This window comes from Rhodococcus sp. NPDC006774 (genome assembly GCF_040636045.1).
Lineage (GTDB): Bacteria > Actinomycetota > Actinomycetes > Mycobacteriales > Mycobacteriaceae > Rhodococcoides.
Genome location: NZ_JBEYIW010000016.1, coordinates 1 through 22,492 on the forward strand (window position 1 = coordinate 1; position 22,492 = coordinate 22,492).

Here is a 22,492-nt window from a genome sequence, read left to right on the forward strand (position 1 = left end):
GTCGAGTGCCTTGGAGGGCACTCGACCACACCACTGCGCAGCACTCAGAACGCAGAGCCGGTGCTCGGCAGCTGGTAGCCCTGGAAGAAGTCGAACGGCACCACGTTCGGTGCCGGGTTCTGCAGCTGCGGTGCCGGTGCCTGGGGGAACAGCTCGGGGAGCTCGAATTGGTTCGGTTGGTCGTTTCGGTTGTCGTCGTATCGGGTGTGGTTGTCGCCCCGATCGGTCCACAGCGGATCGGCCGACGCGGTGCCCGCCATCGCCACCAGAGGAATGGCCACCAGAGCCCCGGTCACTGCTGCGCGGGTGAGAATCTTTCGGGTGTTCATGTGTTCCCTTTCGTCGGTGTTCGTACTTCTCCGACGTTAGGTCGACACGGTGGGCCCGCGACAGGGAAAACGGCTGACTCCCAGGAGATTACGAGCGTTCTCCCAAGGGCGACGACCGGTGTTTTCGTTGTTCCCGGCCTGGTCGGACCGGTGCGGTCGTCGTCGGTTGTCGTCAGACGCCTGGCAGTGCTCCCAGCTTCGGCCCCGACTCATCGGTCGATTCGGAATCGGCAACGACGGTCGATTCCCGATCCGGCGGGGTGCTCTTGATGGCGAGGGCCGCAAGGGCGACGACGGCGCATGCTGCAGCACCGGTGAGGAAGGCCGCGGTGTAGACGATTTCGCGGGCGACGGTCGTTCCGTCGATCGTGAACATGGCGAGCACGGTGGAGAGCGTGGCACTTGCGATCGAGGTGCCGACGGTGCGCACGATCGAGTTGACGCTGTTCGCCACTCCGGTGTCCGCTGCGCTGACCTCGGCCATGAGCAGGTTGGGTAGGGCCGCGAACGCGAGGCTGACGAACAGGTTGATGACGATACCGGCGGTGATCAGTTGCCAGGTCCGATCATGGGCGAGCGCGACGAACACGAACCCGATCAGGCCGATCAGCGCTCCCGCCACCAGGACCCGGCGAGGTCCGTACGACCGAATGAGACGGCCACTGACGACAGCCGCGACCACGCCCACCGCCGCGCCGGGCAGGAGGTACACGACGCTCGCTTCGAGCACGTTGGCGGTGAAGCCATAACCTGCCACCGCGCGGGGGGTCTGCACGAAGAACGAGCACGCGAGAAAATTGACGAACATCCCGACGCCGACGAAGAGCGTGGCGACGTTGGTGGCGAGCAACGGCCCGTGAGTCAGCATGCGGGGTGCGACGAGGGGTTCGTCGGTGCGGTTCTCGAAGACCCACCAGATGGTTCCCACCAGCACACCGGTGACGGCGCAGCCGATGGTGGCAACCGAACCCCACCCCCACGTGCGGCCCTGGGTCAGGGCGAGGAACAGCAGAAGCAGAGTCACCGCGAGCAGTGCAGCGCCCCACCAGTCGACGGAGCCGCCGCTGGTTCTCGGCCGCGAGGGAACGCCGAACCAGGCGATCGCGAGCGCGACCACGACGAACGCAACAGTGAGCCAGAACACGCGGTGGTAGTCGGCACCGTTGGCGGTCAGCAGTCCGGTCAACACCAGTCCGAACCCGCCGCCGACACCGAGTGTGCCGGACAGGATTGCCATCGACCCGACCAGTTTCGCGGGCGGCATCTCGTCGCGCAGCACGGCCAGTGCGATGGGGAACAGGGCGTACGAGACGCCTTGCAACACCCGACCGACGAGCAGCCACAGCAGTGAATCCGTCAGGGCGGCCAGCATCGATCCGGCGAGCACCACGGTCAGGACACCGACCAGGACGGGACGCTTGCCGTGCAGGTCGGCGAGCCGTCCGATCACGGGAGTGGCGATCACCGCGGCGAGGAGGTTTGCCGTCAGTACCCAGCCGGCTGCGGTGGTGCTGACCCCGAGCTGGGTGCCGATGGTTCCCACGATGGGTACGACCATCGTCTGCAGGACGGCGAGGGTCATGACGACGAAACAGAGTCCGGGCAGCAGAATGCGGCGGGTGGACATGAACGAACTACCTCGTTACGTGATGGAAGTGCACAATCGCGTGAAAACAAAAATGTTGAACGCATCTAAGTAGTTACCAGACATCGGTCGACTACGGAAACGAGAACGGGGTTACTGCGGACGGGTGGGCTTACCCAGCGCCTTCTGCCGCAGTTCGCTGACGATCTCGTCGTTCCAGACGTGTTCGCGCACCAGGCGGTAACGCTCCCGGCTCATCCAGAGGTACGCCTCGGCGTCGGTGCGGTCTTCGAGGATTTCGGCCGCGCGCACCATGCGCACCACCGGCAGGTATTCCTCACCGAACCAACGTCGCGCGACGGTACCGCGGTCGACGAATTCACCGACCTCCTGCATCAACCGGAAGCCCCATGCCTCCACCGATTCGCTCAGCTGGGCGTAATCGAACGGATCGGTCACCTGAACGGCCTCGCGTGCCTTGCCCACCAACGGCACTCGACTGAGGAAGATGCGCCGGTGATCCTTGATCAGCAGATCGCCACGTCGGGTGATGCCCTCGGGGGAGATGCGCGTGATGATCTCGGTGACAACGGCGTCGATCGACGTTCGGTGCATGGCGAATGCGATGGAGACTCGGTGATGGCCGTCGACGACGAAGTGCATTCCGCCGATGCGATAGACCTGAATCGGCGGCATCGCTTCGCCGCGACGTTGAGCAGCCGCGAGTCGCTGCCAACGTTCGCGGATGCGCGCCGATGTCGGGCGGAAGAAGCGATCGAAGTCGCGTGTGCGATCGACGCTGCCGACGATGGTGTCGACGCGAATGACCTGCAGTCCGAGGTGACGCTCACCCACCTTGCCGAGGGCCGCAACGACCTCGTCGAACGGCAGGATGGTGTTGACGTCGTCGGGTTGACGACGCAGCCACCCGACCAGACGTGCGACGTCGGCGCGTCGGCGCTGGCGGGTGAAGTCGTTCTCCGCATCGGCGGCCGGGAATCCGGTGTCACGTGCCATGTCTGCGCCTCACGATCTTCGGTGTCTCGAAATCCGTTCTCTCGCCGCCCGGTTCGATCTCGAGAAGGGTGTATCCGACGGTGTTGATCACCGTCGCGCCGTGCAGGGTCAGATCGTCCGGGGTGTGACCGTGCGGATGAATGTGGCCGTGCAACAACAACTGTGGGGACAGTCGGCGCGCCACCTCGTCCAGGCAGTCGAAGCCGATGTGCGCGGGGTCGGTGTCGTCGCCGACGCCCAGAGGTGGACTGTGGGTGAGCAGGATGTCGACGGGCCGAAGATCCTTGCGCACATTGCGATGCCATGCGAACGTCCGGGTCAGGGTGCGTGATCGCCGTCGCTGCTGCCGTTGGGTCCACTGATTGGGCCCACCGTTGTAGCGGATGGACCCGCCGAGACCGGCGATCCGCACGCCTGCCGCGGACACGATGCGACGGTCGACGTTGACGGCACCGACCGGTCCGGGCCAGGTGGCGGGCAGCCCGGCGCGCATCCAGCCTGCACGTCCGGCCGAGTAGCCGGTGAGGTCCGCGTCGTGATTGCCCGGCACGAACACGCACGGTGCGTTCAACGCGTCGGTGAGGTACTCGAGATAATCGAACGGAAGGTCGCCCGCGCCGAGAATCAGGTCGACTCCGAGCGACTTCACCTGCGGACTCCACAGGGATTCGATCGTTTCGTCGGCGACTGCGAGAACGGAGACCACGGGTACGACGGTACCCACCTCCGGTGCGGTGGTACCTCCGAACGGACTTCTCGGGCATCGGTGGTGTTGGATGGGTCAGGTGAGCGACAGTGTCATTGCAGCGGTACGCGCACATCTGGTGACCGAGATCGGCGACGAGAATCCGTCGTCGGCGTCGGTGACCTTCCTCGGCCTCGAGTCGCTGGACGTGCTGAGATTCGGCGCGGACTCCGACGTGGTCCGGTACGTCAGTCTCGGCTGCTCTCGTCACCCCATGGCCGATCCCAACGAACTCGTCGCAGATCCCTCGCGCGGCCCCCGCGCCGAACTGGTGCTCACCCTTCGCGGTGGGGCAGGCGTGGCGTCGGGCGTGCACAAGTCCCTGGCCGTGCTCGCTGCCTCTCCCGCGGTGGAGGGCGTCGTTCTCGTCGAGGATGCGCTGCTGGACCTGGGCGAGCCGCTGTGGACCAACGCGCCGTTCACCGCGGTGCTGCTCGGAGCCAGTGATATCGCCGATCTGACGCTGCCCGAGCCCTACGATCCGGTTCGCTTCCTCGCCGCAGTGCCGTTGACCGGTACCGAGGCCGCGTGGGTGCGGTTACGCGGTGCCGCAGCCCTGCGAGAGGCCTGGACCGAGGCAGGGATCGACGTGCGCGATCCGAATCGGTCCGCGGCCAGTCTTTGACGCCCACTCACCGCGCGTAGGACGCCAAATCCGGTTCGGCACCGACGGAATCGTCGATCAGGTGCCGAGGTACCTGGGCCAGATACTTCAGTCCGGTGATCGCCGCACGCGCGTCGTAGCGCAGGTTCGGCATCGCGGTGCTGAAACACAGGTTGTCCGAGATGCGCTCGCGCACAGCAGGTCCGTCGTGGTCGAGCGCGTCGAGGACGAGATGAAAAGCGACGTTGTCGCCGATGATGTCGAAGTGTTCGACGGGCCGCAGCGGACAGATGTCCTGGACGGCGATGTTCGCGGCTCCGGCCAGAGTGCTCGCGTGCGGTTGCGGGTAGATCAATTGGTCGAATGTCGTGAAAATCGAGGTGTAACTGGGTCCCGCAGGCAACGGACGCGCCGCCAGCGCGGTGAGGAATTTCGATCCGGTGGCGATCTGCCAGTTCGCCGGCGGGCACTCCTGCGAGTCGTCGCATCCCGAGCGCGCCGAGTCGGTGCCGTTGTACGGGGTGGCGAGCGAGACGAAATCCGACACCAGAGCGGGCAGGTCCGGCCAGAACGTCAACGCCCAGAGCTCGTCCAGTGGACCGTGTTGGTGGCCCATCATGACGACCTGGCGACCGCTGTCGGCGGCCATGGTGCGGACTGCGTGCACCACGTACTGGGCGGCGATCTGCAGGTCGCCGTACCCCTCGTCGGGAAGGGAGAGGCTGCACACCGGTATCCCTTCGGCCGGCAGTGACTGCAGGTAGTTCCAGCCGAAGGACTGCTGATCGGTGGCGAAGGCCGGTGTGAGCAGGACCGGATCGCGGGTGGCGTCGTGCAGATCGGTGGTGCAGGTGAGGGCCTCGTCGAGATCGGCCTTCGCGACGGTCAGCGGCGGGCCGGCTGGATCTGCGAGAACCGGCTGAGCCGACGCGGCCCCTTGGGCGTACGAAAAGATGATGGCCACGGCCGAAGCCAGTACCAGCGAGCGGATTCTCATCGATCCCTTCCGGATGACACTGCAGGACTTCTGCAGTCTCATCCGGGACGAACCGGTGGGTTCGTCACGTGGAAGCAGTCGGGACAATCACCAACGACCGCTCGATTCGGTTGGACATCGTCCAACCGGGCCCACCTCCTAGAGCCAGTTGTTCTTGTGGAACGTCCGCCACAGTCCGATACAGACACACAACACGACCGCGACCATCAAGTGGTAGCCGTACGTCCAGTGCAGCTCGGGCATGTTGTCGAAGTTCATCCCGTAGATGCCCGCGACCATCGTCGGCACAGCGGCGATCGCCACCCACGACGAGATCTTGCGCATGTCCAGGTTCTGCTGCATCGTCACTCGCGCCAGCGCCGCGTCGACCAGTGAGCTGAGCACCTCGTCGTACTCGGAGATGCGTTCGGCGACCGTCGTGTGATGGTCCTGCACGTCCCGCAGATACCGTCGCACGGCCTTCGGGACGCTCGGCTCCTGCACCAGACGCGCCAGCGGCGTCGACAGAGGTGTCACCGATCGGCGAAGCTCGACGACCTCCCGCTTGAGGAGGTAGATGTTCTCGATGGGCACGTGGTGATGCGGCGAGAACACTTCCTCCTCCATGCCGTCGACGTCTCGCTCGATCGAGTCGGTCACCGCGAGGTACTCGTCGACGACGTGGTCGGCCACCGCGTGCAGGACCGCCGACGGGCCGAGGGCGAGTTGTTCGGGGTTCGCTTCGAGGCGCTGACGCACGCCGGCCAACCCCGAATGCTCTCCGTGCCGGACGGTGATGACGAAGTCACGGCCGACCATCACCATGATCTCGCCGCTCTCGACGATCTCGTTGGCGGTCGTCACCGACTCGTGCTCGACGTACTTCACCGTGCGCAGCACCAGGAACGCGACGTCGTCGTAGCGCTCGAGCTTGGGCCGCTGATGGGCGTGGACGGTGTCCTCGACCATCAGCTCGTGCAGGCCGTAGCACTGGGCGATCGCGCTCATCTGGTGCTCGTCGGGTGCGTGCAGACCGACCCACACGAATCCCTCGCCGCGGGCACGCACCTCTGCGATGGCCGAGGTGTGAGTGAATCTGCCGGGAAGTCGAGCACCGTCGACGTAGACCGCGCAGTCGACGATCGCGCGGGCCGTGGGCACCGGAATCCGCGGTGTCGGCTCGGGACCGGCCTTGGCCGATCGTCGATGCAGTGACGGCAGCGACGGGCGTGGTGGAAGGGACGGCATGGCGGGCAATCGTACGCCAGCAAAACGACGAGAGAGTGGGCCTGGAACACTGTGCAGGTGCTCATCGATCTCCACACCCACTCGACGGCGTCCGACGGCACCGACAGCCCGACCGAGCTGGTCCACGCCGCAGCCGAGGCAGGACTGTCGGTGGTGGCTCTGACCGACCACGACACCACCTCGGGGTGGGACGAAGCGGCCTCGGCACTGCCGCCCGGTCTCACGCTCGTGCGCGGCATGGAACTTTCCTGCACCGGGCGAGGCGAGGACGGCGAGCCGGTTCCGGTGCACCTGCTCGCGTATCTGTTCGATCCCGCGAACGAGGCGTTCGCGGGCGAGCGCGCTCGGTTGCGCGGCGAGCGGGTCACTCGATTGCGTGCCATTGCCGAGAAGATGGCGGCGGACGGTCTGCCCATCGACCCCGACGCGGTGCTGGCCTCGGCCGGAGACGCTGCCGGACGACCGCACCTGGGCCGCGCGCTGATCGACGCCGGCTACGTTCCGAACATGGATGCCGCGTTCGCCGGTCCGTTGGCGACGAGCGGCAAGTACTACGTCGAGAAGGTCGACACCCCCCTCGAGGTCGCGGTGGACATGATCGCCGCGGCAGGCGGTGTCAGTGTGCTCGCGCACGCCAGAGCTCGTGCCCGCGGTCGCATCCTCGACCTCGATCACATTCGCGAACTCGCAGCGCGCGGTCTCGGGGGAGTGGAAGTGCACCACATGGACCACTCGCCGCAGGACACCGCGGTGATGGCCGATCTCGCCGCCGAACTGGACCTGATCGTCACCGGATCCTCGGACTACCACGGCACCAACAAGACGGTGAAGCTGGGCGAATACACCACGGCCCCAGAACAATACGACCGTCTGATTGCGGCGGCACTCCCATGACATTCGACGTGACGCTCTACCTGACCGTGTTGATCACCCTGTTCGTCATCATGGACCCACCGGGCGCGATCCCGGTGTTCCTGTCACTGGTGGGCCGCAAGAGCAAAGAAGCACGCAACAAGGCCGCGTGGCAGGCACCCGCGGTCTCGCTGACCGTCATCTCGGTGTTCGCGATCGGCGGTCAGGCGATCCTGAGCTACTTGCACATCGGCATCCCGGCACTGCAGGGCGCAGGCGGGTTGCTGCTGCTGCTCATCGCGTTGTCGCTGCTCACCGGAAAGGGTGCGGGCGGCGACACCGCCGCGGAGGACGTGAACGTGGCACTCGTGCCGCTGGGGACTCCGCTGATGGCCGGCCCCGGTGCCATTGCCGCGGTGATCGTCTACGTCAGTCAGGCCGACGGTGACGTCGGTTCGTTCCTGGCAATTGCGTTGGGCATCATCACCATTCACGTTCTGTTCTTCCTGGTGCTGCGATTCTCGACGGCGCTGATCCGGCTCCTCGGGGAGGGCGGCATCTCGCTGTTGGCGCGCATCGCAGGTCTGTTGCTCGCCGCCATCGCGGTGCAGTTGATCGCGGATTCGGTTCGCGGATTTGTGGCCGGCGGATGACCGGGGCGTCGTACGGGCTCCGATTCCTGCGCGGGCTCAGCGGCATCGTCACCGCGGGACTGGTGGTACTCGCCATCGGCGTCGCCGTCACGCAGTACCTGGGCCACTCCCGCGGCTTCCCCGGTCCGGGCGGTGTCTCGGTCGCCGCGCACATCGTCGCCGCGGTCGTGGCCGTGTTCGCGCAGCGCATCGCCGATCACCGTCGCGGTTTCTCGGCTGTTCTCGGGGCGATCGTGGTCTTCGTCGTCACCGGCCTCGTCCTGTGGACACAATGGTGGCAGTAGAAGCCGTGGTGGCATAAATCTGCCCGCTCTCGACTCTGTGGTCAGGTGGGGTGGCGATGTGGCACACTGGGGCACCGACAGGGCTACAGCCCATCGCTGATCGTGCAGGCACACCCGCCTCACATGCGAGACACGCTCTCGGCAGTTTGCAGCCAGCACTGGCGCACTCCGACGGCCCTCATTTCCACCACTCACTTCGTTGACATTTCGTCGCCTTGCTGGTCGAGGTCGACAGTGCGAGGAGCTTTCACCGTGACGGCAGTCGAAGACACCGCAGCAACACACACCGCACCGGCAGGGCCGGCAGCGATCACCGACGAGGAGATCTTCGCCGGGCACCTCGGCGGCAAGCTGTCGGTCGAGTTGGCAGCGCCGCTCGACACGCAGCGCGATCTCTCGATCGCCTACACCCCAGGAGTGGCCCAGGTCAGCCGCGCCATCGCCGCCGATCCCGCGCTGGCCAAGCGATACACCTGGACCGATCGCCTCGTCGCCGTCATCTCCGACGGCTCCGCAGTGCTCGGCCTGGGCGACATCGGTCCTCGCGCATCGTTGCCGGTGATGGAAGGCAAGGCCGCACTGTTCAAGAAGTTCGCGGGCCTCGACTCCATCCCGATCGTGCTCGACACCAACGACGTCGACGAGATCGTCGACACCATCGTGCGGTTGCGCCACAGCTTCGGTGCCGTCAACCTCGAGGACATCTCGGCGCCGCGCTGCTTCGAGATCGAACGCCGCGTCGTCGAGGCGCTGGAGTGCCCGGTCATGCACGACGACCAACACGGCACCGCCATTGTCGTCCTCGCCGCGCTCAACGGGGCCGCGAAGGTGCAGGGCCGCAACACTTCCGAACTGAAGGTCGTCATCTCCGGAGCCGGGGCAGCAGGTGTGGCGTGCGCCAACATGCTCCTTCTGGCCGGCATCCGGGACGTGGTGGTGCTGGACTCGAAGGGGATCGTCTCCTCCGATCGCCTGGATCTCACCGGCGTCAAGACCGATCTCGCTGCGCGTACCAACCCCCGTGCGCTGGCAGGCGGAGCCGCCGACGCCCTGGCCGGAGCCGACGTGTTCCTCGGTCTGTCCGCGGGCAGGATCGACGAGAGCTACATCGCTTCGATGGCCGCGGACTCCATCGTGTTCGCGCTGTCCAACCCGGATCCGGAGATCCATCCGGAGGTTGCTAGGAAGTACGCCGCCATCGTCGCGACCGGACGCAGTGACTTCCCGAACCAGATCAACAATGTTCTCGCCTTCCCCGGTGTGTTCAAGGGCGCGCTCGACGCGGGTGCCCGTCGCATCACCGAAGGCATGAAGCTCGCCGCTGCCGAGGCAATCCTCTCGGTTCTCGGCGACGAGTTGGCTGCGGACAAAATCGTGCCCAGCCCGCTCGATCCTCGTGTCGCCCCGGCCGTTGCGGACGCAGTTGCGGCAGCAGCGCGAGCCGAGGGCGTCGCGTAGGAAAACGGAAAGAAACACCGGCGAACCCGGCCCCCACCCGGGCCTGTGGTTCGCCGGTGTCTTTCGTCGTGGGACGAGTCAGACCTTCGCGAGTCCGGTCGGCATCCGCCGCAGGCGACCGGTTCCCGGAACGGACGTCCACACCGCGAGGGCGAGAAGGCCGTCGACGATCAGGGTCAGCAGAGCCACCAGGATCGCGCCGACCAGCACGCGGCCGTAGTCGTAGAGCGCGAGTCCGTCGAAGATGTAGCGGCCGAGCCCACCGAGGTTGACGTAGGCCGCAATGGTCGCGGTGGCGATGATCTGCAGCGTGGTGTTGCGTAACCCGCCGAGGATCAGAGGCAGAGCGTTGGGGATCTCGACCCGAAACAGCACTTGGGTCTCGGTCATCCCCATCGCCCGGGCGGCGTCGACGACGTTGGCGTCGACGTTGGCGATACCGGAGTACGTGCCTGCCAACAGCGGAGGAATGCCGAGCAGCACCAACGCGATGATCGGTGGGACCAGACCCAATCCGATCACCAGAACCAGGAACACGAGAATGCCGAGGGTCGGCAGCGACCGCAGCGCGTTGACGAGCCCGACGACGACGGCCTCACCGCGGCGCAGGTGACCGATGAGCAGACCGACCGGAACCGCGACGGCAGCCGAGAGCAACACTGCCAACAGGCTGTACCACATGTGTTCGGTCAGTCGAGTGCCGATTCCTGTGGGACCGGCCCAGTTTCCGCCGTCGAGAATGTACGAGAACGCCTCGGAGAAGAGATTCATGCGCGTGCCTTCTTCTTCGACGAGCCCGTGCTCAGCCGCGTCCACGGAGTGAGTCGACGGCCCAGCAGGTACAGGGCCGCGTCGAAGATCAACGCCAGGAACACGATCGAGATGATGCCTGCGAAGATCTGGTCGGGATAGTCGCGCTGGTAGCCCTGGGTGAACAGCTGGCCGAGACCGCCGATACCGATGACCGAGCCCACCGACACCAGCGAGATGTTCGTGACCGCCACGACTCTGATGTTGGCGATCAGCACCGGAAGCGCCAGTGGCAGTTCGACGGTCACTGCTCGCCGCAGCGACGAATAGCCCATCGCCTCGGCGGAATCGACCACGGCGAACGGTACCGAATCGAGTGCCTCGGGCACCGCGCGCACCAGTAGCGCGGTCGAGTACACCGCAAGGGCGATCACGACGTTCAACGGATCGAGCACCGGTAGCCCGACCACCGCGGGGATGGTGACGAACAGCGCGAGCGAGGGAAGGGTGAACGCAATGCTGGCCACCGTCAACGTGATTCGACGAACCCAGCGAGTGTTTCGAATGACGGTGCCCAGCGGGATGGCAATGAGCAACCCGACCAGCAGCGGGACGAGCGAGAGATACAGGTGCGTTTTCGTGTAGCCGAGAACCACATCGAAGTTGTCCAGCAGCCAGGTCACTGTTCGGTGTCCCCGCTGGCGAGGAAGTGGTGCCGGTTGCGCTCGGAGTCCTCCGACTTACGTTGTGCAGCAAGGTGTTCGAGGATCTCTGCGCCGTCGACGCTACCCACGGCCGCTCCGGCCGAATCGACCGCGACACCGATTCCCGAGGGCGAGGAGATCGCCGCGTCGAGTGCCTGACGCAGATCGCCACCCTCGAGGAACAGCGAGCCGCCCGCTGCCGTGCTGTCGTCGATGCTCCGGCCGTCGCGCACCTTCTCGACTCCGGTCGCGTCGATCCACCCGAGTGGACGGCGCTGCTCGTCGACGACGAGGACCCACTGCCCCTGGTCCAGTCGGAGGCCGTGGATCTCGTCCTGCGTCGCCGTGTGGATCGGGTGCATGGTCACCGCCTGTGCCGACCGAAACGACAGGCCACGGTAGCCGCGATCGCGGCCCACGAACGACGCCACGAAAGACGTTGCCGGGGCGGCGAGTACGGTCTCCGGCTTGTCGTACTGCTGCAATCGGCCCTGGGGTCCGAAAACCGCGATGCGATCGCCGAGCCGGACGGCTTCGTCGATGTCGTGGGTGACGAACACGATCGTCTTCTTCAGATCGGCCTGCAGTCGCAGCATCTCGATCTGCAGTTCTTCACGAACCACCGGGTCCACCGCGCTGAAGGGCTCGTCCATCAGCAGGATCGGCGGGTCGGCGGCCAGCGCCCGGGCCACGCCCACTCGCTGTTGCTGCCCGCCGGACAGTTGCGCCGGGTAGCGCGAGGCGAATGCCGGGTCGAGGCCGACGCGCTCGAGGACGTCGAGTGCAGCCTTGCGCGCAGCGCGACGTGATTCTCCGTTGAGTACCGGCACCGTGGCGACGTTGTCGACGACGGTGCGGTGCGGCAACAACCCGGCACTCTGAATGACGTACCCGATGCCGCGGCGCAACTTCACCGCGTCGATGTCCGCGATGTTGCGACCGTCGACCGTGATCACGCCCGAGGTGGGCGTGATCATGCGGTTGATCATTCGCATCGACGTGGTCTTGCCGCAGCCGGACGGCCCCACGAACACGGTGAACGAGTGTGGCTCGATCACCAGGTCCAGCGAGTCGACGGCCGTGGTGCCGTCCGGATACGTCTTGTTGACCTGCTCGAAAGTGATCATCAGCTGACCGGCTGGTCCAGACCCTTGTCCTTGACCCAATCCGCCGCTGCTGCCGCGGGTTCGACCTTCTCGTCACCGGACACTCGCGTGTTCAGCGCAATCAGCTCCTCGGTGGTGATCTGTGCCGATACCGCGTCGAGAACCTGGGTGAGCTTGTCGGACTGCTTGGCCGTACGCAGCACCGGAATGATGTTCTGGGCAGCGAAATTGTTCTCCGGGTCCTCGAGGACGACAAGATCGTTCTGTGCGATCGAGGGCGCGGTGGTGAAGATGTCCGCCGCGACGACCTGTCCGGAGACGAGTGCCTCGACCGTGGCCGGGCCGCCGCCGTCGGAGATCGGAATATAGTTGCCGGGCGAGATGTCCAGGCCGTACTTGTCACGCAGACCGGGCAGGCCGCCGACGCGTTCCTGGAATTCCGGGGTACCGGCGAAGGTCACCTCGGAGGAGAACGGGGCGAGGTCGCCGATGGTGGTGAGGTTGCGCTCGGTGGCGGTCTGGCGAGTGACGACGACGGCGTCCTTGTCCTCGCCCGGTGCCTGCGCCGTCACGGTGAGGTCGTCGCCCAGTGCAGCAGGCAATGCGGCCAGGACGTCCTCGGAGGACGTGGCGGTCGCGGATTCGTCCAAGTACTGCAGCAGGTTGCCGGTGTAATCGGGGATCAGGTCGATCGACCCGTCTCGCACTGCGGGAATGTAGGCCTCACGGCTGCCGATGTTGAGCTTGGTGCTCACCTCGAAACCGTTGGCGCGCAGGGCCTCGGCGTAGATGTTCGCCACGGTCTCGGACTCGGGGAAGTTGGCCGAACCGATGATGATCGAGTTGGTGTCGCTGTTGCTCTCGCCGCCCCCGCTGGACAGTGGATCCGAATTTCCGCCGCAGGCGGTCAGAGCGGTGACCGAGAGAGCGAGTGCGGCCACGGCGGCCACTGCCCTCGGAGCGGAGAACGCGCGCGTGATTCGGGAGGTGGTCATGGTGTCCTTCCATCGGTTCGGGCACAGTCCTACCCATCTCCTGTCGACCCCACCCGCGCTGCGGGGGCATCGAAGGAACCAGGACTCGGGCTGCTCGGGATGGTAGTCGAAACCAGCGTGCCCATAAGGTTGGTTCGACTACCGTCTCGTTCGCACTAGTGCCCCGCGGCCGAGATCGGTAAACCACCCGGGCAGTGAACAGGAGAAAATGACAGTGCGATCGTCGGTTCTGGCAGCGGCCGTGGTGATGTCGATCGCTGGACTGGTCGGTGGTTGCAGTGCCGGCGCGTCGACCGACCCTGCTGCCGTGCCCGTCGTCGTCGGATCGGGCAGCTCGGATCTTTCGCGGCTGCTCGCGCAGATCTACGCCGGGGGACTGCGGTCGACGGGAGCGGACGTCCAGGTGAAGGAAGACCTGGGAGATCGGGCCGACTACCTCGCGGCGCTGGACCGCGGTGAGGTGACGATGGTTCCCGACCTGACCGGAGAGCTGTTGCGCACGTTCGACACTCTGTCGGCGGCAACCGAGGCCGAGGACGTGTACACGGAACTGAACCGATCACTACCTGCCGGGTTGTCGGTGGGGGACTACGCCACCGCCGAGGACCGACTTGCCATCGCGGTGGCTCCTGGCACGTCGGCAGCCGACGGGGAAACGGTGACGGACTTTCTGCGTCGAAACGAAGCAACGGTGGGGACGGTCGAGGGGCAGGTACATCCGATGGACGTGATCTCGGAAGGCGTGGGAAGTCCCTCTTTCACCGGGGCCGGTTTCTCCGAGTTCATGGTGTACCCGGACGCACAGTTCGCGGTCGACGACCTGAATTCCGGTGCGGTGGCCGCGCTCGCGATTCGCACCGCGTCGTTCGGCCCGTCGGCGAAGGATCTGACCACGCTGCCCGACGACGATCATGTGTACCCGGCGCAGAACGTGGTTCCGCTCTACGTCGACGGAGTGCTCAGCGAGAGCGCTCTGAGGTCGTTCTCGGTGGTGGCGGGGGAGCTGACGACTGCGGACCTCGCCGACATGATCGGCGAGGTCCGTAGTGGTGTTCCGTCAGGCGAGGTCGCCGGCCGCTGGCTCGGTGAGCGCAACCTGTGACACTGAGCTCGTCTGCGTTGCCCTGACCTTGCGGCCCAGGTACGAGCCCATGTGATGGACGGCCTGGGCCGCCTCCCGCAGGATCGATGCCTGCAGATGGGCCACGTGCCAGAGCTTCTTGTATTCCACGTGTTCGAGCTCGACACCCGACAGTCGCAGCTTGTCCGCGAACGCGGTGATCTGCGCGTACAACACCTCGTCGGTACCGACGTGCATGACGATCGGGGGCAACCCGTCCAGATTTCCCAACAGTGGGGCGAAACCCTGGTCCAGTGGGTCGCCTGCGCCCAGATAGGCGTCGGCCGAGCTGTACGACCACCCGGTGTTGACCACGAGATCGCGGTCCTTGGCTGCGTCGCGCGCACCGGGATCGACCCACGGCGAGATCAGGCCGAGGGCGGCCGGGCTGGTGCCGTCGTCCACCAGACGTCGGGCGGTGGCCACCGTCAGACCTCCACCCGCCGAATCGCCTGCGATGGCGATACGGTCCGCAGTGAATCCGTGCACTCGGACCAGCTCGCGGAACGCCGCCACGGCATCGTCCAGACCTGCCGGGTACGGATTCTCCGGGGCCAACCGGTAGTCGAGCACGTAGACCGCGCTGGCCGATTCCCGGGCCAGATGTGCGGCCAGTGACCGATGCGTGTTGATCGAACCGATCGTGTACGCGCCGCCGTGCAGGTACAGAATCGCGGTGTCGCGTTCGGTCGCCCCGACGGTGATGCGCTCTGCCCGACGCCCGGCGAGCGTCAACTTCTGCGCGACGGTTCCGTGCGGGAGCGTCTGCAGCGGAGCCCCGGCTTCGAGGATCAGCCGCTGCGTGCGGAACGAGAAGCGCGAATTCAGCGCGACGCGATAGAACGGCTTCAGAGCGGCCGCGACGATCGGCAGGGGAACGTAGAAGGACTTCACGATGCGACCCGCCTACTTCTTGGAGCGTGGCATGGCACGCTTGGACACTGCGGCGATCAGGCCTTGGTATCGCGAACCGGTGATGCGCTGCAGCAGATCGAGCGCAATGGCGTCGGACCCGATGAGCACCCGCCCCTTGCCCTTCTCGACGCCCTTGAGGATGGTCTTCGCCGCGTCGATCGGGGTGGTCTTGGCGAGCTTGCTGTCGAAGAACTTGGCCACGTCGGCCTGATCGAAGTTCTCTGCGACGGTGGCGTTGCGGGCGATGGCGGTCTTGATGCCACCGGGGTGCACCACGGTCACCTTCACCGGAGCCTTGGCGATCAGCATCTCCATCCGCAACGATTCGCTGAACCCGCGGACGGCGAACTTCGCCGCGTTGTACGCGGACTGCGACGGCATTGCCAACAGGCCGAAGAGGCTGGAGATGTTGATGATGTGTCCGTCGCCGGAGGCCTGGATGAGCGGCAGAAATGCCTTGGTGCCGTTGACGACTCCCCAGAAGTCGACGTCGACGATGCGCTCGATGTCCTTGAACGAGGACTTGTCGACGTCACCGTGGTAGGCGATACCGGCGTTGTTGTAGATCTGGTTGACCTTGCCGAAATGCGCGACGACGGCCTCGGCGTAATCCAGCACGGTCTCGCGCTGGGAAACGTCCAAGAAATCCGATTTGACCTCGGCACCCAACGCCTCGACCCGTCGAACGGTCTCGTCGAGTCCGGCGGTGTCGACGTCGGACAGAGCCAACTTCGCTCCGCGTCCGGCCAGTTCGAGGGCCAGCGCGCGGCCGATTCCCGAGCCCGCGCCGGTGACGACGGCCACCTTGCCTGTGAATGTGCTCATCGTGCGGACACCTTGTCTGTGTTGTTGCCGGCGGAGTTGTTCGCCGACGATCCGGAGGGCAGGTCTGCGGTAGCGACGCTACGGTACGCATCGAGATCGAAGTTCCTGGTGATTCTGCGGAACTCGAAGGTGAAGCCCGGCCACAGCGTCGTGTTGTTGCCGTGCTTGTCGAGGTACCAGCTGGCGCACCCGCCGTTCATCCAGACGCTCTTGGCGAGCTGATCCTGCAGCGTCACGTTGTACTCGTCCTGCACGTCCTTGCGCACCTCGATGGTGCCGATGTCGTGCTTGTCGATCGTGTTCAACGCGTCGACCAGGTAGTTGATCTGCGACTCGATCATGAACACCATCGACGTGTGGCCCAGACCGGTGTTGGGGCCCACCAGGAAGAACATGTTGGGGAAGTTCGCGACGGCCGCGCCCTTGTAACCCTGCTGTCCACCGTCCTCGAAGGTTTGGGCCAATGTGCGGCCGTCCTTGCCGGTGATGCCGTGGTATGCGGGGGAGTCGGTGACGTGGAATCCGGTGGCGACGACGAGCGCATCGATCGGGCGCTCGGTGCCGTCCTTGGTGACGATCGATCCTTCGCGTACCTCGGCGATGCCGTCGGTGACGAGGTCGACGTTGCTCTGAGCGAGTGCCGGGTAGTACGCGTTCGAGATCAACATGCGCTTGCAGCCGATGCGGAAGTTCGGGGTGACTTTGGCGCGCAACGCCTTGTCCTTGATCTGGGTGCGCAGGTGATTCTCCGACGCCCATTGCAGCGGCTTCATGAAGGCCGGGGCCTTGGCCAGCCCGACGACCTGGGTCTCGCGCATCGCGTAGATGCCGGTGCGGGAGAGGCGCTGGAAACCGGGAACGTGCTTGAAGGCGAAGCGCTCGAGCTTGGTGTACGGGCGGTCCGCGCGGGGCAGGATCCACGGCGCGGTGCGCTGGTACACGTCCAGGTGCTCCACCTGGCCTGCGATGGCGGGCACGATCTGGATCGCCGACGCGCCGGTCCCGATGACGGCGACGCGCTTGCCTGCGAGCGAGACGTCGTGATTCCACTGAGCCGAATGGAAGACGTCGCCCTTGAAGTCGTGAATTCCCTTGATGTCGGGCAGGTTCGGCTCACACAGCGCGCCGACGGCCGAGACGACGATCTTGGCGGTGTAGTTGCCGGTGGTGGTCTCGACATCCCAGCGGCTCGTCTCGGCGTTCCAGCGTGCCGAGGTCACATCCGTACCGAACACGTGCTTGTCCATGACGCCGTACTTGCGCGCCACCCCGGCGATGTACTTCTGGATCTCGGGCTGCGTCGAGAACGAGCGCGTCCAGTCCGGGTTCAGCGCGAACGAGTAGGAGTACAGGTGCGACGGCACGTCGCAGGCGGCACCGGGGTAGGTGTTGTCGCGCCAGGTGCCGCCGACGTCGTGGCCGCGTTCGATGACGACGAAGTCCTTCTTGCCTGCCTTCGTCAGCTTGATCGCGGCACCGAGGCCGGCGAATCCGCTGCCGATGATCAGCGTATCGACGTGACGCGGCGTCGTTGCACGGTCCGAAGTATCTGTTACGGGAAGACTCATGTAGGGGAGCGTAGAAGCTTATTGAGTGTGAGTCAATAGTTATTGACTAACATTCAGTAGGGTGGTTGCATGGCGTTCGTGAACAGCCCCGGCACATCGACAACGAAGAGGACCAGACTCAGTCCGCAGCAACGACGAGCGCAACTGATCGACCTCGGCACCGAGATGCTCGCCGACCGCCCCCTCGAACAGATCTCCGTCGAGGACATCGCAGACCAAGCAGGCGTCTCCCGAGGCCTTCTGTTCCACTACTTCGCCTCCAAGCAGGAATTCCACCTCGAGATCGTGCGTGAATCCTCGCGCGTCATGCTCGAGCGCACCGCACCCGATCCGTCGCTGCCACCGTACGAGATTCTGCGCGATTCCATCGCGAACTACGTCGATTACGTCACCGACAAGCGGCAGATGTACGTCTCGCTCCTGCGCGGCACCCCCAGTGGCGACCCACAGATGCGCGCGGTGTTCGAGGACACCCGCTCGGCGATGGCCGAGCGAACCGTCGCGCAACTCGGGGGACTCGACATCGAGGTCACCCCCACCATCGTGTTGGCCGTCCGCGGCTGGATCGCATTCGTCGAGGAAACGACCATCAATTGGCTCACCGCGCCCGAACTGAGCCGCGACGAACTGATCGACCTCAACGTCAACGCCCTGCCCGCCGTCGCACTGGCACCGGGCATGATCTCCGCGCTCCTGGGAGCCGACGCGACGCCGACGCCTGAGACCTGAGCGCGCCCGCCCGCCCCCCGCCCCCGCACGCGTCAATGGACCCTTGCACTCCTCAGACGTATGCAGGGGTCCATTCACGCAGCCGCTGACTCTGCGTGAATGGACCGTTGCACTGCTCAGACGTATGCAATGGTCCATTGACGCGGAACGGGGAGCCCAGCAACGACAACAGCGGCCCACTTCCGAAGAAGTGGGCCGCTGTTGTTATCGAGTGTTTCTAGCCTTCGCCGACTGCGTTGAAGGCCTCGTCGATGATTTCGAGTTGCTCGACTGCGTGCACCTTGCTCGAGCCAGACGACGGGGCGGACATTGCGCGACGCGAGATGCGCTTGATGCCGACCAGCTTCTCGGGCATGAGCTCGGGCAGTGCGAGACCGAAGAACGGCCAGGCACCCTGGTTCGCAGGCTCTTCCTGAACCCAACGGAATTCCGTTGCGTTCGGGTAGCTTTCGAGTGCTTCCCTGATGCGGCGGACCGGCACGGGGTAGAGCTGCTCGACGCGAACGATCGCGACGTCGTCGCGGTTGTCCTTCTGCTTGCGAGCGAGCAGTTCGTAGTAGAGCTTGCCGCTGACCATCAGCACTCGCTTGACCGCACTGCGGTCACCGGTGCCGGTGTCGTAGGTGGGCTCGTCGAACACCGAGTGGAACTTGCCGTCCGTGAAGTCCTCGATGTTGCTCACTGCTGCCTTGTTGCGCAGCATCGACTTCGGGGTGAAGACGATCAGCGGGCGACGGATGCCGTCACGCGCGTGCCTGCGCAGCAGGTGGAAGTAGTTCGCGGGGGTCGAGGGGAGTGCGACGGTCATCGAGCCCTCGGCGCACAGTGTCAGGAAGCGTTCGATGCGTCCGGACGTGTGGTCGGGACCCTGGCCTTCGTGGCCGTGCGGCAGGAGCAGCACGACGTCGGAGAGCTGGCCCCACTTGGCTTCACCGGACGAGATGAACTCGTCGATGATGGACTGCGCGCCGTTGACGAAGTCGCCGAACTGCGCTTCCCACATCACCAGTGCGTCCGGGTTGCCCACCGAGTAGCCGTACTCGAAGCCGACGGCTGCGAACTCGCTGAGCGCGGAGTCGTAGACCATGAACTTGCCGGGGTTGTCGCTGCCGATGTTCTGCAGCGGCGTGTACTCGGCACCGGTCTTGCGGTCGATGATCACCGAGTGACGCTGGGTGAACGTGCCGCGGCGGGTGTCCTGGCCGGAGAAGCGGATGTTGCGTCCCTCGTCGACCAACGATCCGAGCGCCAACAGTTCGCCGAAGGCCCAGTCGACCTTGCCCTCGTGCGCCATCTCGCGCCGCTTCTCGAGCACCGGCTTGACGCGCGGGTGCACGTTGAACCCGTCGGGAACGTCGAGGTGCGCATCGCCGATGCGGTGCAGCACGGCCTTGTCGACGGCCGTGGTGAGCTTGGCAGGCAACTGCTGGTCGAGTTCGACCGATTCGCTGGGCTCCGGGGTGTACTTCTCGAGTTCGCGTACCTCGTTGAAGACGCGTTCGAGCTGGCCCTGGTAGTCGCGGAGTGCGTCCTCGGCTTCCTTGAGCGAGATGTCTCCACGGCCGATGAGCGATTCGGTGTAGCTCTTGCGGACGCTGCGCTTGGTGTCGATGACGTCGTACATCGCCGGCTGCGTCATCGAGGGGTCGTCACCCTCGTTGTGGCCGCGACGGCGGTAGCAGATCATGTCGATGACGACGTCCTTGTGGAACTTCTGACGGAAGTCCACCGCCAGCTGAGCCACCCAGGCGCAGGCCTCGGGGTCGTCGCCGTTGACGTGGAAGATCGGCGCGGCGATCATCTTCGCCACATCGGTGCAGTACTCGGACGAACGCGAGAACTCCGGTGACGTGGTGAAGCCGACCTGGTTGTTGACGACGATGTGCACGGTGCCGCCGGTGCGGTAGCCCCGCAGATCGGACAGGTTCAACGTCTCGGCGACCACGCCCTGGCCTGCGAATGCAGCGTCTCCGTGCAGCATCAGCGGCAGGACGGAGTAGCCGCCCTGGCCGGTGCCCTTGTCCAGCAGGTCCTGCTTGGCGCGGACGAGGCCTTCGAGAACCGGGTCGACGGCTTCGAGGTGCGACGGGTTCGCGGTGAGCGAGACCTTGATGTCGTTGTCACCGAACATCTGGATGTACGTGCCCTCGGCACCGAGGTGGTACTTCACGTCGCCGGAGCCGTGTGCGGCGGCCGGGTTCATGTTGCCCTCGAACTCGGTGAAGATCTTCGAGTAGGGCTTGCCGACGATGTTGGCGAGCACGTTCAGTCGGCCGCGGTGCGGCATACCGATGACGACCTCGTCGAGGGCGTACTCGGCGCTCTGGTCGATGACGGAGTCCATCATCGGGATGACCGACTCGGCACCTTCGAGCGAGAAGCGCTTCTGCCCGACGTACTTGGTCTGCAGGAACGTCTCGAACGCCTCGGCTGCGTTGAGCTTGCTCAGGATGTACTTCTGTTGCGCCACAGTCGGTTTGACGTGCTTGGCCTCGACGCGCTCCTGCAACCAGGTGACCTGCTCGGTCTCGAGGATGTGGGTGTACTCGACGCCCACGTGGCGGCAGTACGAGTCACGCAGAACGCTGAGCACGTCCCGCAGCTTCATCTTGTCCTTGCCGTGGAATCCGCCGACCTTGAATTCGCGGTCGAGATCCCACAGCGTGAGGTCGTGGCTGATCACGTCGAGGTCCGGGTGCATCCGGAACTTGTCCTTGGTGAACTGCAACGGATCGGTGTCGGCCATCAGGTGACCGCGGTTGCGGTACGCCGCGATGAGTTCGAGCACGCGAGTGTTCTTGTCGACCGTGCCCTCGGGCAGATCCTTGCGCCAGCGAATCGGCTCGTAGGGGATCTTGAGCGAGTGGAACAGCTCGTCGTAGAACTCGTCGCTGATCAGCAGGTTGTGGATCGTCTTGAGGAAGTCGCCCGACTCTGCACCCTGAATGATGCGGTGGTCGTACGTCGAGGTCAGCGTCATGAGCTTGCCGACGCCGAACTCGGCGAGACGCTCGTCACTGGCTCCCTGGAACTCTGCCGGGTACTCCATGGCACCTGCACCGATGATGGCTCCCTGGCCGTTCATCAGACGCGGCACCGAGTGCACGGTTCCGATTCCACCGGGGTTGGTCAGCGAGATGGTGACGCCCTGGAAGTCCTCACCGGTGAGCTTGCCGTCGCGAGCACGACGCACGATGTCCTCGTACGCGTTGTAGAACTGCGTGAACGTGAAGTCCTGCGTGTTCTTGATGGCCGCGACGACGAGGGAACGGTTGCCGTCCTTGCCGGGCAGGTCGATCGCGAGACCGAGGTTGATCGCTGCCGGAGTGACGGCGTTCGGCTTGCCGTCGACCTCGGCGAAGTGGCGGTTCATGTTCGGGAACGCCTTGACGGCCTGCACGATGGCGTAGCCGAGCAGGTGCGTGAACGAGATCTTGCCGCCGCGGGTGCGAGCGAGATGGTTGTTGATCACGAGGCGGTTGTCGACCATGAGCTTGGCCGGGATTGCACGCACGCTGGTCGCGGTCGGAATCTGCAACGAGGCGGACATGTTCTTCGCCACCGCTGCGGCAGCGCCGCGCAGAATCTTGCTCGACTCTTCACCGAACTCGGCTGCGGCGGGCTTTGCGGGAGCGGACTTCGCAGGCGCTGCCTTCTTCTCGGCAGGCTTGGCGGCAGCGGCGGGCTTCGAGGCCTCGGCCTTGGGAGCGGCGGCCTTGGGTGCTGCGGCCTTCGGCGCGTCGGTCTTGTCGGGAGCAGAGGCGGCCGGCTTGGCTGGTGGCGCGGGAGCTGCGGGAGGCGCGGACTTGGTGGAGCTACCGTTCGAGGCTGCGCCGTTGCCGGCCGCACCGTTGGATCCGGCGGTCTCGTCGGTCACGGCATCGGGGTCGTAACCGGTCAGAAACTCGTGCCAGCTCGCGTCGACGGATGAAGGGTCCTGCTTGAATCGCTGGTACATCTCGTCGACCAGCCATTGATTTTGTCCGAATTGGGTAGTAGAGCTGCTGCTCACGGCAGTAGTTCGCCTCG

21 protein-coding genes are annotated in these 22,492 nt (G+C 65.3%); 7 read left to right on the forward strand and 14 right to left on the reverse strand.

Translation table 11 applies throughout. From position 1 onward, the window contains the following. Positions 1–44: 44 nt before the first annotated feature. The 4 genes from ABZ677_RS20805 to ABZ677_RS20820 all read right to left on the reverse strand — a co-directional run bounded on the left by ABZ677_RS20805 (position 45) and on the right by ABZ677_RS20820 (position 3,637). Positions 45–329, reverse strand: coding sequence for a hypothetical protein (locus tag ABZ677_RS20805; RefSeq protein ID WP_037191572.1), 285 nt, complete (start codon positions 327–329; stop codon positions 45–47). A gap of 172 nt (positions 330–501) precedes the next feature. Then, complete coding sequence (locus tag ABZ677_RS20810) at positions 502–1,956, reverse strand: MFS transporter (RefSeq protein WP_358372763.1); 1,455 nt, start codon at positions 1,954–1,956, stop codon at positions 502–504. 111 nt (positions 1,957–2,067) lie between these two features. After that, complete coding sequence (locus tag ABZ677_RS20815; RefSeq protein ID WP_037191576.1) at positions 2,068–2,931, reverse strand: hypothetical protein; 864 nt, start codon at positions 2,929–2,931, stop codon at positions 2,068–2,070. Next, on the reverse strand, positions 2,921–3,637 hold the full coding sequence (locus ABZ677_RS20820) for a metallophosphoesterase (RefSeq protein WP_358372766.1): 717 nt from the start codon (positions 3,635–3,637) through the stop codon (positions 2,921–2,923). Before ABZ677_RS20820 ends, ABZ677_RS20815 begins: the two co-directional genes overlap by 11 nt. A gap of 70 nt (positions 3,638–3,707) precedes the next feature. On the opposite strand from ABZ677_RS20820, the gene ABZ677_RS20825 reads away from it, so the two are divergent. Beyond that, positions 3,708–4,301 carry a suppressor of fused domain protein gene (locus tag ABZ677_RS20825; RefSeq protein ID WP_358372768.1) on the forward strand — a complete coding sequence of 198 codons (594 nt, stop codon included), beginning with the start codon at positions 3,708–3,710 and terminating at the stop codon, positions 4,299–4,301. Positions 4,302–4,308: 7 nt separating this feature from the next. On the opposite strand, the gene ABZ677_RS20830 is transcribed toward ABZ677_RS20825, so the two are convergent. Further along, entirely contained in the window at positions 4,309–5,277 is a 969-nt protein-coding gene (locus ABZ677_RS20830) for a lipase (protein ID WP_358372771.1), read from the reverse strand. Between the two features lie 138 nt (positions 5,278–5,415). Continuing rightward, a complete protein-coding gene (locus ABZ677_RS20835; protein ID WP_037191578.1) occupies positions 5,416–6,504 on the reverse strand; it encodes a magnesium and cobalt transport protein CorA in 1,089 nt (362 codons plus the stop codon). A 57-nt stretch (positions 6,505–6,561) separates the two neighbouring features. Here ABZ677_RS20835 and ABZ677_RS20840 point away from each other — a divergent pair, with 57 nt between their 5' ends. The 4 genes from ABZ677_RS20840 to ABZ677_RS20855 all read left to right on the forward strand — a co-directional run bounded on the left by ABZ677_RS20840 (position 6,562) and on the right by ABZ677_RS20855 (position 9,751). Then, positions 6,562–7,398: a PHP domain-containing protein gene (locus ABZ677_RS20840; protein WP_358372774.1), complete on the forward strand. Its 837-nt coding sequence runs from the start codon at positions 6,562–6,564 to the stop codon at positions 7,396–7,398. Beyond that, positions 7,395–8,009 (forward strand): MarC family protein, encoded by a 615-nt coding sequence (locus ABZ677_RS20845; RefSeq protein WP_094633854.1) that lies wholly within the window; start codon positions 7,395–7,397, stop codon positions 8,007–8,009. Before ABZ677_RS20840 ends, ABZ677_RS20845 begins: the two co-directional genes overlap by 4 nt. Then, a complete protein-coding gene (locus ABZ677_RS20850; protein WP_094633853.1) occupies positions 8,006–8,293 on the forward strand; it encodes a hypothetical protein in 288 nt (95 codons plus the stop codon). Before ABZ677_RS20845 ends, ABZ677_RS20850 begins: the two co-directional genes overlap by 4 nt. Before the next feature lie 252 nt (positions 8,294–8,545). Next, positions 8,546–9,751 (forward strand): NADP-dependent malic enzyme, encoded by a 1,206-nt coding sequence (locus ABZ677_RS20855; protein WP_094741313.1) that lies wholly within the window; start codon positions 8,546–8,548, stop codon positions 9,749–9,751. A gap of 78 nt (positions 9,752–9,829) precedes the next feature. On the opposite strand, the gene ABZ677_RS20860 is transcribed toward ABZ677_RS20855, so the two are convergent. The 4 genes from ABZ677_RS20860 to ABZ677_RS20875 are packed head-to-tail and all read right to left on the reverse strand — an operon-like array spanning position 9,830 to position 13,306. After that, positions 9,830–10,522, reverse strand: a complete 693-nt coding sequence (locus ABZ677_RS20860) for an ABC transporter permease (protein WP_358372778.1) — start codon at positions 10,520–10,522, stop codon at positions 9,830–9,832. Continuing rightward, entirely contained in the window at positions 10,519–11,184 is a 666-nt protein-coding gene (locus ABZ677_RS20865; protein WP_094633851.1) for an ABC transporter permease, read from the reverse strand. Before ABZ677_RS20865 ends, ABZ677_RS20860 begins: the two co-directional genes overlap by 4 nt. Beyond that, a complete protein-coding gene (locus tag ABZ677_RS20870) occupies positions 11,181–12,332 on the reverse strand; it encodes an ATP-binding cassette domain-containing protein (RefSeq protein ID WP_358372781.1) in 1,152 nt (383 codons plus the stop codon). Before ABZ677_RS20870 ends, ABZ677_RS20865 begins: the two co-directional genes overlap by 4 nt. After that, positions 12,332–13,306 (reverse strand): ABC transporter substrate-binding protein, encoded by a 975-nt coding sequence (locus ABZ677_RS20875; protein ID WP_094633974.1) that lies wholly within the window; start codon positions 13,304–13,306, stop codon positions 12,332–12,334. Before ABZ677_RS20875 ends, ABZ677_RS20870 begins: the two co-directional genes overlap by 1 nt. Positions 13,307–13,514: 208 nt before the next feature. Between ABZ677_RS20875 and ABZ677_RS20880 the strand changes: the two genes are divergently transcribed. Continuing rightward, complete coding sequence (locus ABZ677_RS20880; RefSeq protein ID WP_358372785.1) at positions 13,515–14,408, forward strand: glycine betaine ABC transporter substrate-binding protein; 894 nt, start codon at positions 13,515–13,517, stop codon at positions 14,406–14,408. Here ABZ677_RS20880 and ABZ677_RS20885 read toward each other — a convergent pair. The 3 genes from ABZ677_RS20885 to ABZ677_RS20895 are packed head-to-tail and all read right to left on the reverse strand — an operon-like array spanning position 14,364 to position 17,734. Continuing rightward, positions 14,364–15,320, reverse strand: a complete 957-nt coding sequence (locus tag ABZ677_RS20885) for an alpha/beta hydrolase (protein ID WP_358372788.1) — start codon at positions 15,318–15,320, stop codon at positions 14,364–14,366. The genes ABZ677_RS20880 and ABZ677_RS20885 overlap by 45 nt on opposite strands. Before the next feature lie 12 nt (positions 15,321–15,332). Next, positions 15,333–16,166, reverse strand: coding sequence for an SDR family NAD(P)-dependent oxidoreductase (locus ABZ677_RS20890; protein WP_358372791.1), 834 nt, complete (start codon positions 16,164–16,166; stop codon positions 15,333–15,335). Further along, entirely contained in the window at positions 16,163–17,734 is a 1,572-nt protein-coding gene (locus ABZ677_RS20895) for an NAD(P)/FAD-dependent oxidoreductase (RefSeq protein WP_037191600.1), read from the reverse strand. Before ABZ677_RS20895 ends, ABZ677_RS20890 begins: the two co-directional genes overlap by 4 nt. A 69-nt stretch (positions 17,735–17,803) precedes the next feature. On the opposite strand from ABZ677_RS20895, the gene ABZ677_RS20900 reads away from it, so the two are divergent. Beyond that, complete coding sequence (locus ABZ677_RS20900; protein WP_094633848.1) at positions 17,804–18,463, forward strand: TetR/AcrR family transcriptional regulator; 660 nt, start codon at positions 17,804–17,806, stop codon at positions 18,461–18,463. 217 nt (positions 18,464–18,680) lie between these two features. Here ABZ677_RS20900 and ABZ677_RS20905 read toward each other — a convergent pair whose 3' ends face one another. Continuing rightward, positions 18,681–22,475, reverse strand: a complete 3,795-nt coding sequence (locus ABZ677_RS20905) for a multifunctional oxoglutarate decarboxylase/oxoglutarate dehydrogenase thiamine pyrophosphate-binding subunit/dihydrolipoyllysine-residue succinyltransferase subunit (protein WP_082323634.1) — start codon at positions 22,473–22,475, stop codon at positions 18,681–18,683. Positions 22,476–22,492 lie beyond the last annotated feature (17 nt).

Excerpts from the sequence above, each read along its gene's own strand:
- ABZ677_RS20805 (WP_037191572.1), bottom strand. The coding sequence starts at position 329 with ATGAACACCCGAAAGATTCTCACCCGCGCAGCAGTGACCGGGGCTCTG.
- ABZ677_RS20810 (WP_358372763.1), bottom strand. The coding sequence starts at position 1,956 with ATGTCCACCCGCCGCATTCTGCTGCCCGGACTCTGTTTCGTCGTCATG.
- ABZ677_RS20815 (WP_037191576.1), bottom strand. The coding sequence starts at position 2,931 with ATGGCACGTGACACCGGATTCCCGGCCGCCGATGCGGAGAACGACTTC.
- ABZ677_RS20825 (WP_358372768.1), top strand. The coding sequence starts at position 3,708 with ATGGGTCAGGTGAGCGACAGTGTCATTGCAGCGGTACGCGCACATCTG.
- ABZ677_RS20830 (WP_358372771.1), bottom strand. The coding sequence starts at position 5,277 with ATGAGAATCCGCTCGCTGGTACTGGCTTCGGCCGTGGCCATCATCTTT.
- ABZ677_RS20835 (WP_037191578.1), bottom strand. The coding sequence starts at position 6,504 with ATGCCGTCCCTTCCACCACGCCCGTCGCTGCCGTCACTGCATCGACGA.
- ABZ677_RS20845 (WP_094633854.1), top strand. The coding sequence starts at position 7,395 with ATGACATTCGACGTGACGCTCTACCTGACCGTGTTGATCACCCTGTTC.
- ABZ677_RS20850 (WP_094633853.1), top strand. The coding sequence starts at position 8,006 with ATGACCGGGGCGTCGTACGGGCTCCGATTCCTGCGCGGGCTCAGCGGC.
- ABZ677_RS20860 (WP_358372778.1), bottom strand. The coding sequence starts at position 10,522 with ATGAATCTCTTCTCCGAGGCGTTCTCGTACATTCTCGACGGCGGAAAC.
- ABZ677_RS20870 (WP_358372781.1), bottom strand. The coding sequence starts at position 12,332 with ATGATCACTTTCGAGCAGGTCAACAAGACGTATCCGGACGGCACCACG.
- ABZ677_RS20875 (WP_094633974.1), bottom strand. The coding sequence starts at position 13,306 with ATGACCACCTCCCGAATCACGCGCGCGTTCTCCGCTCCGAGGGCAGTG.
- ABZ677_RS20880 (WP_358372785.1), top strand. The coding sequence starts at position 13,515 with ATGACAGTGCGATCGTCGGTTCTGGCAGCGGCCGTGGTGATGTCGATC.
- ABZ677_RS20890 (WP_358372791.1), bottom strand. The coding sequence starts at position 16,166 with ATGAGCACATTCACAGGCAAGGTGGCCGTCGTCACCGGCGCGGGCTCG.
- ABZ677_RS20895 (WP_037191600.1), bottom strand. The coding sequence starts at position 17,734 with ATGAGTCTTCCCGTAACAGATACTTCGGACCGTGCAACGACGCCGCGT.
- ABZ677_RS20900 (WP_094633848.1), top strand. The coding sequence starts at position 17,804 with ATGGCGTTCGTGAACAGCCCCGGCACATCGACAACGAAGAGGACCAGA.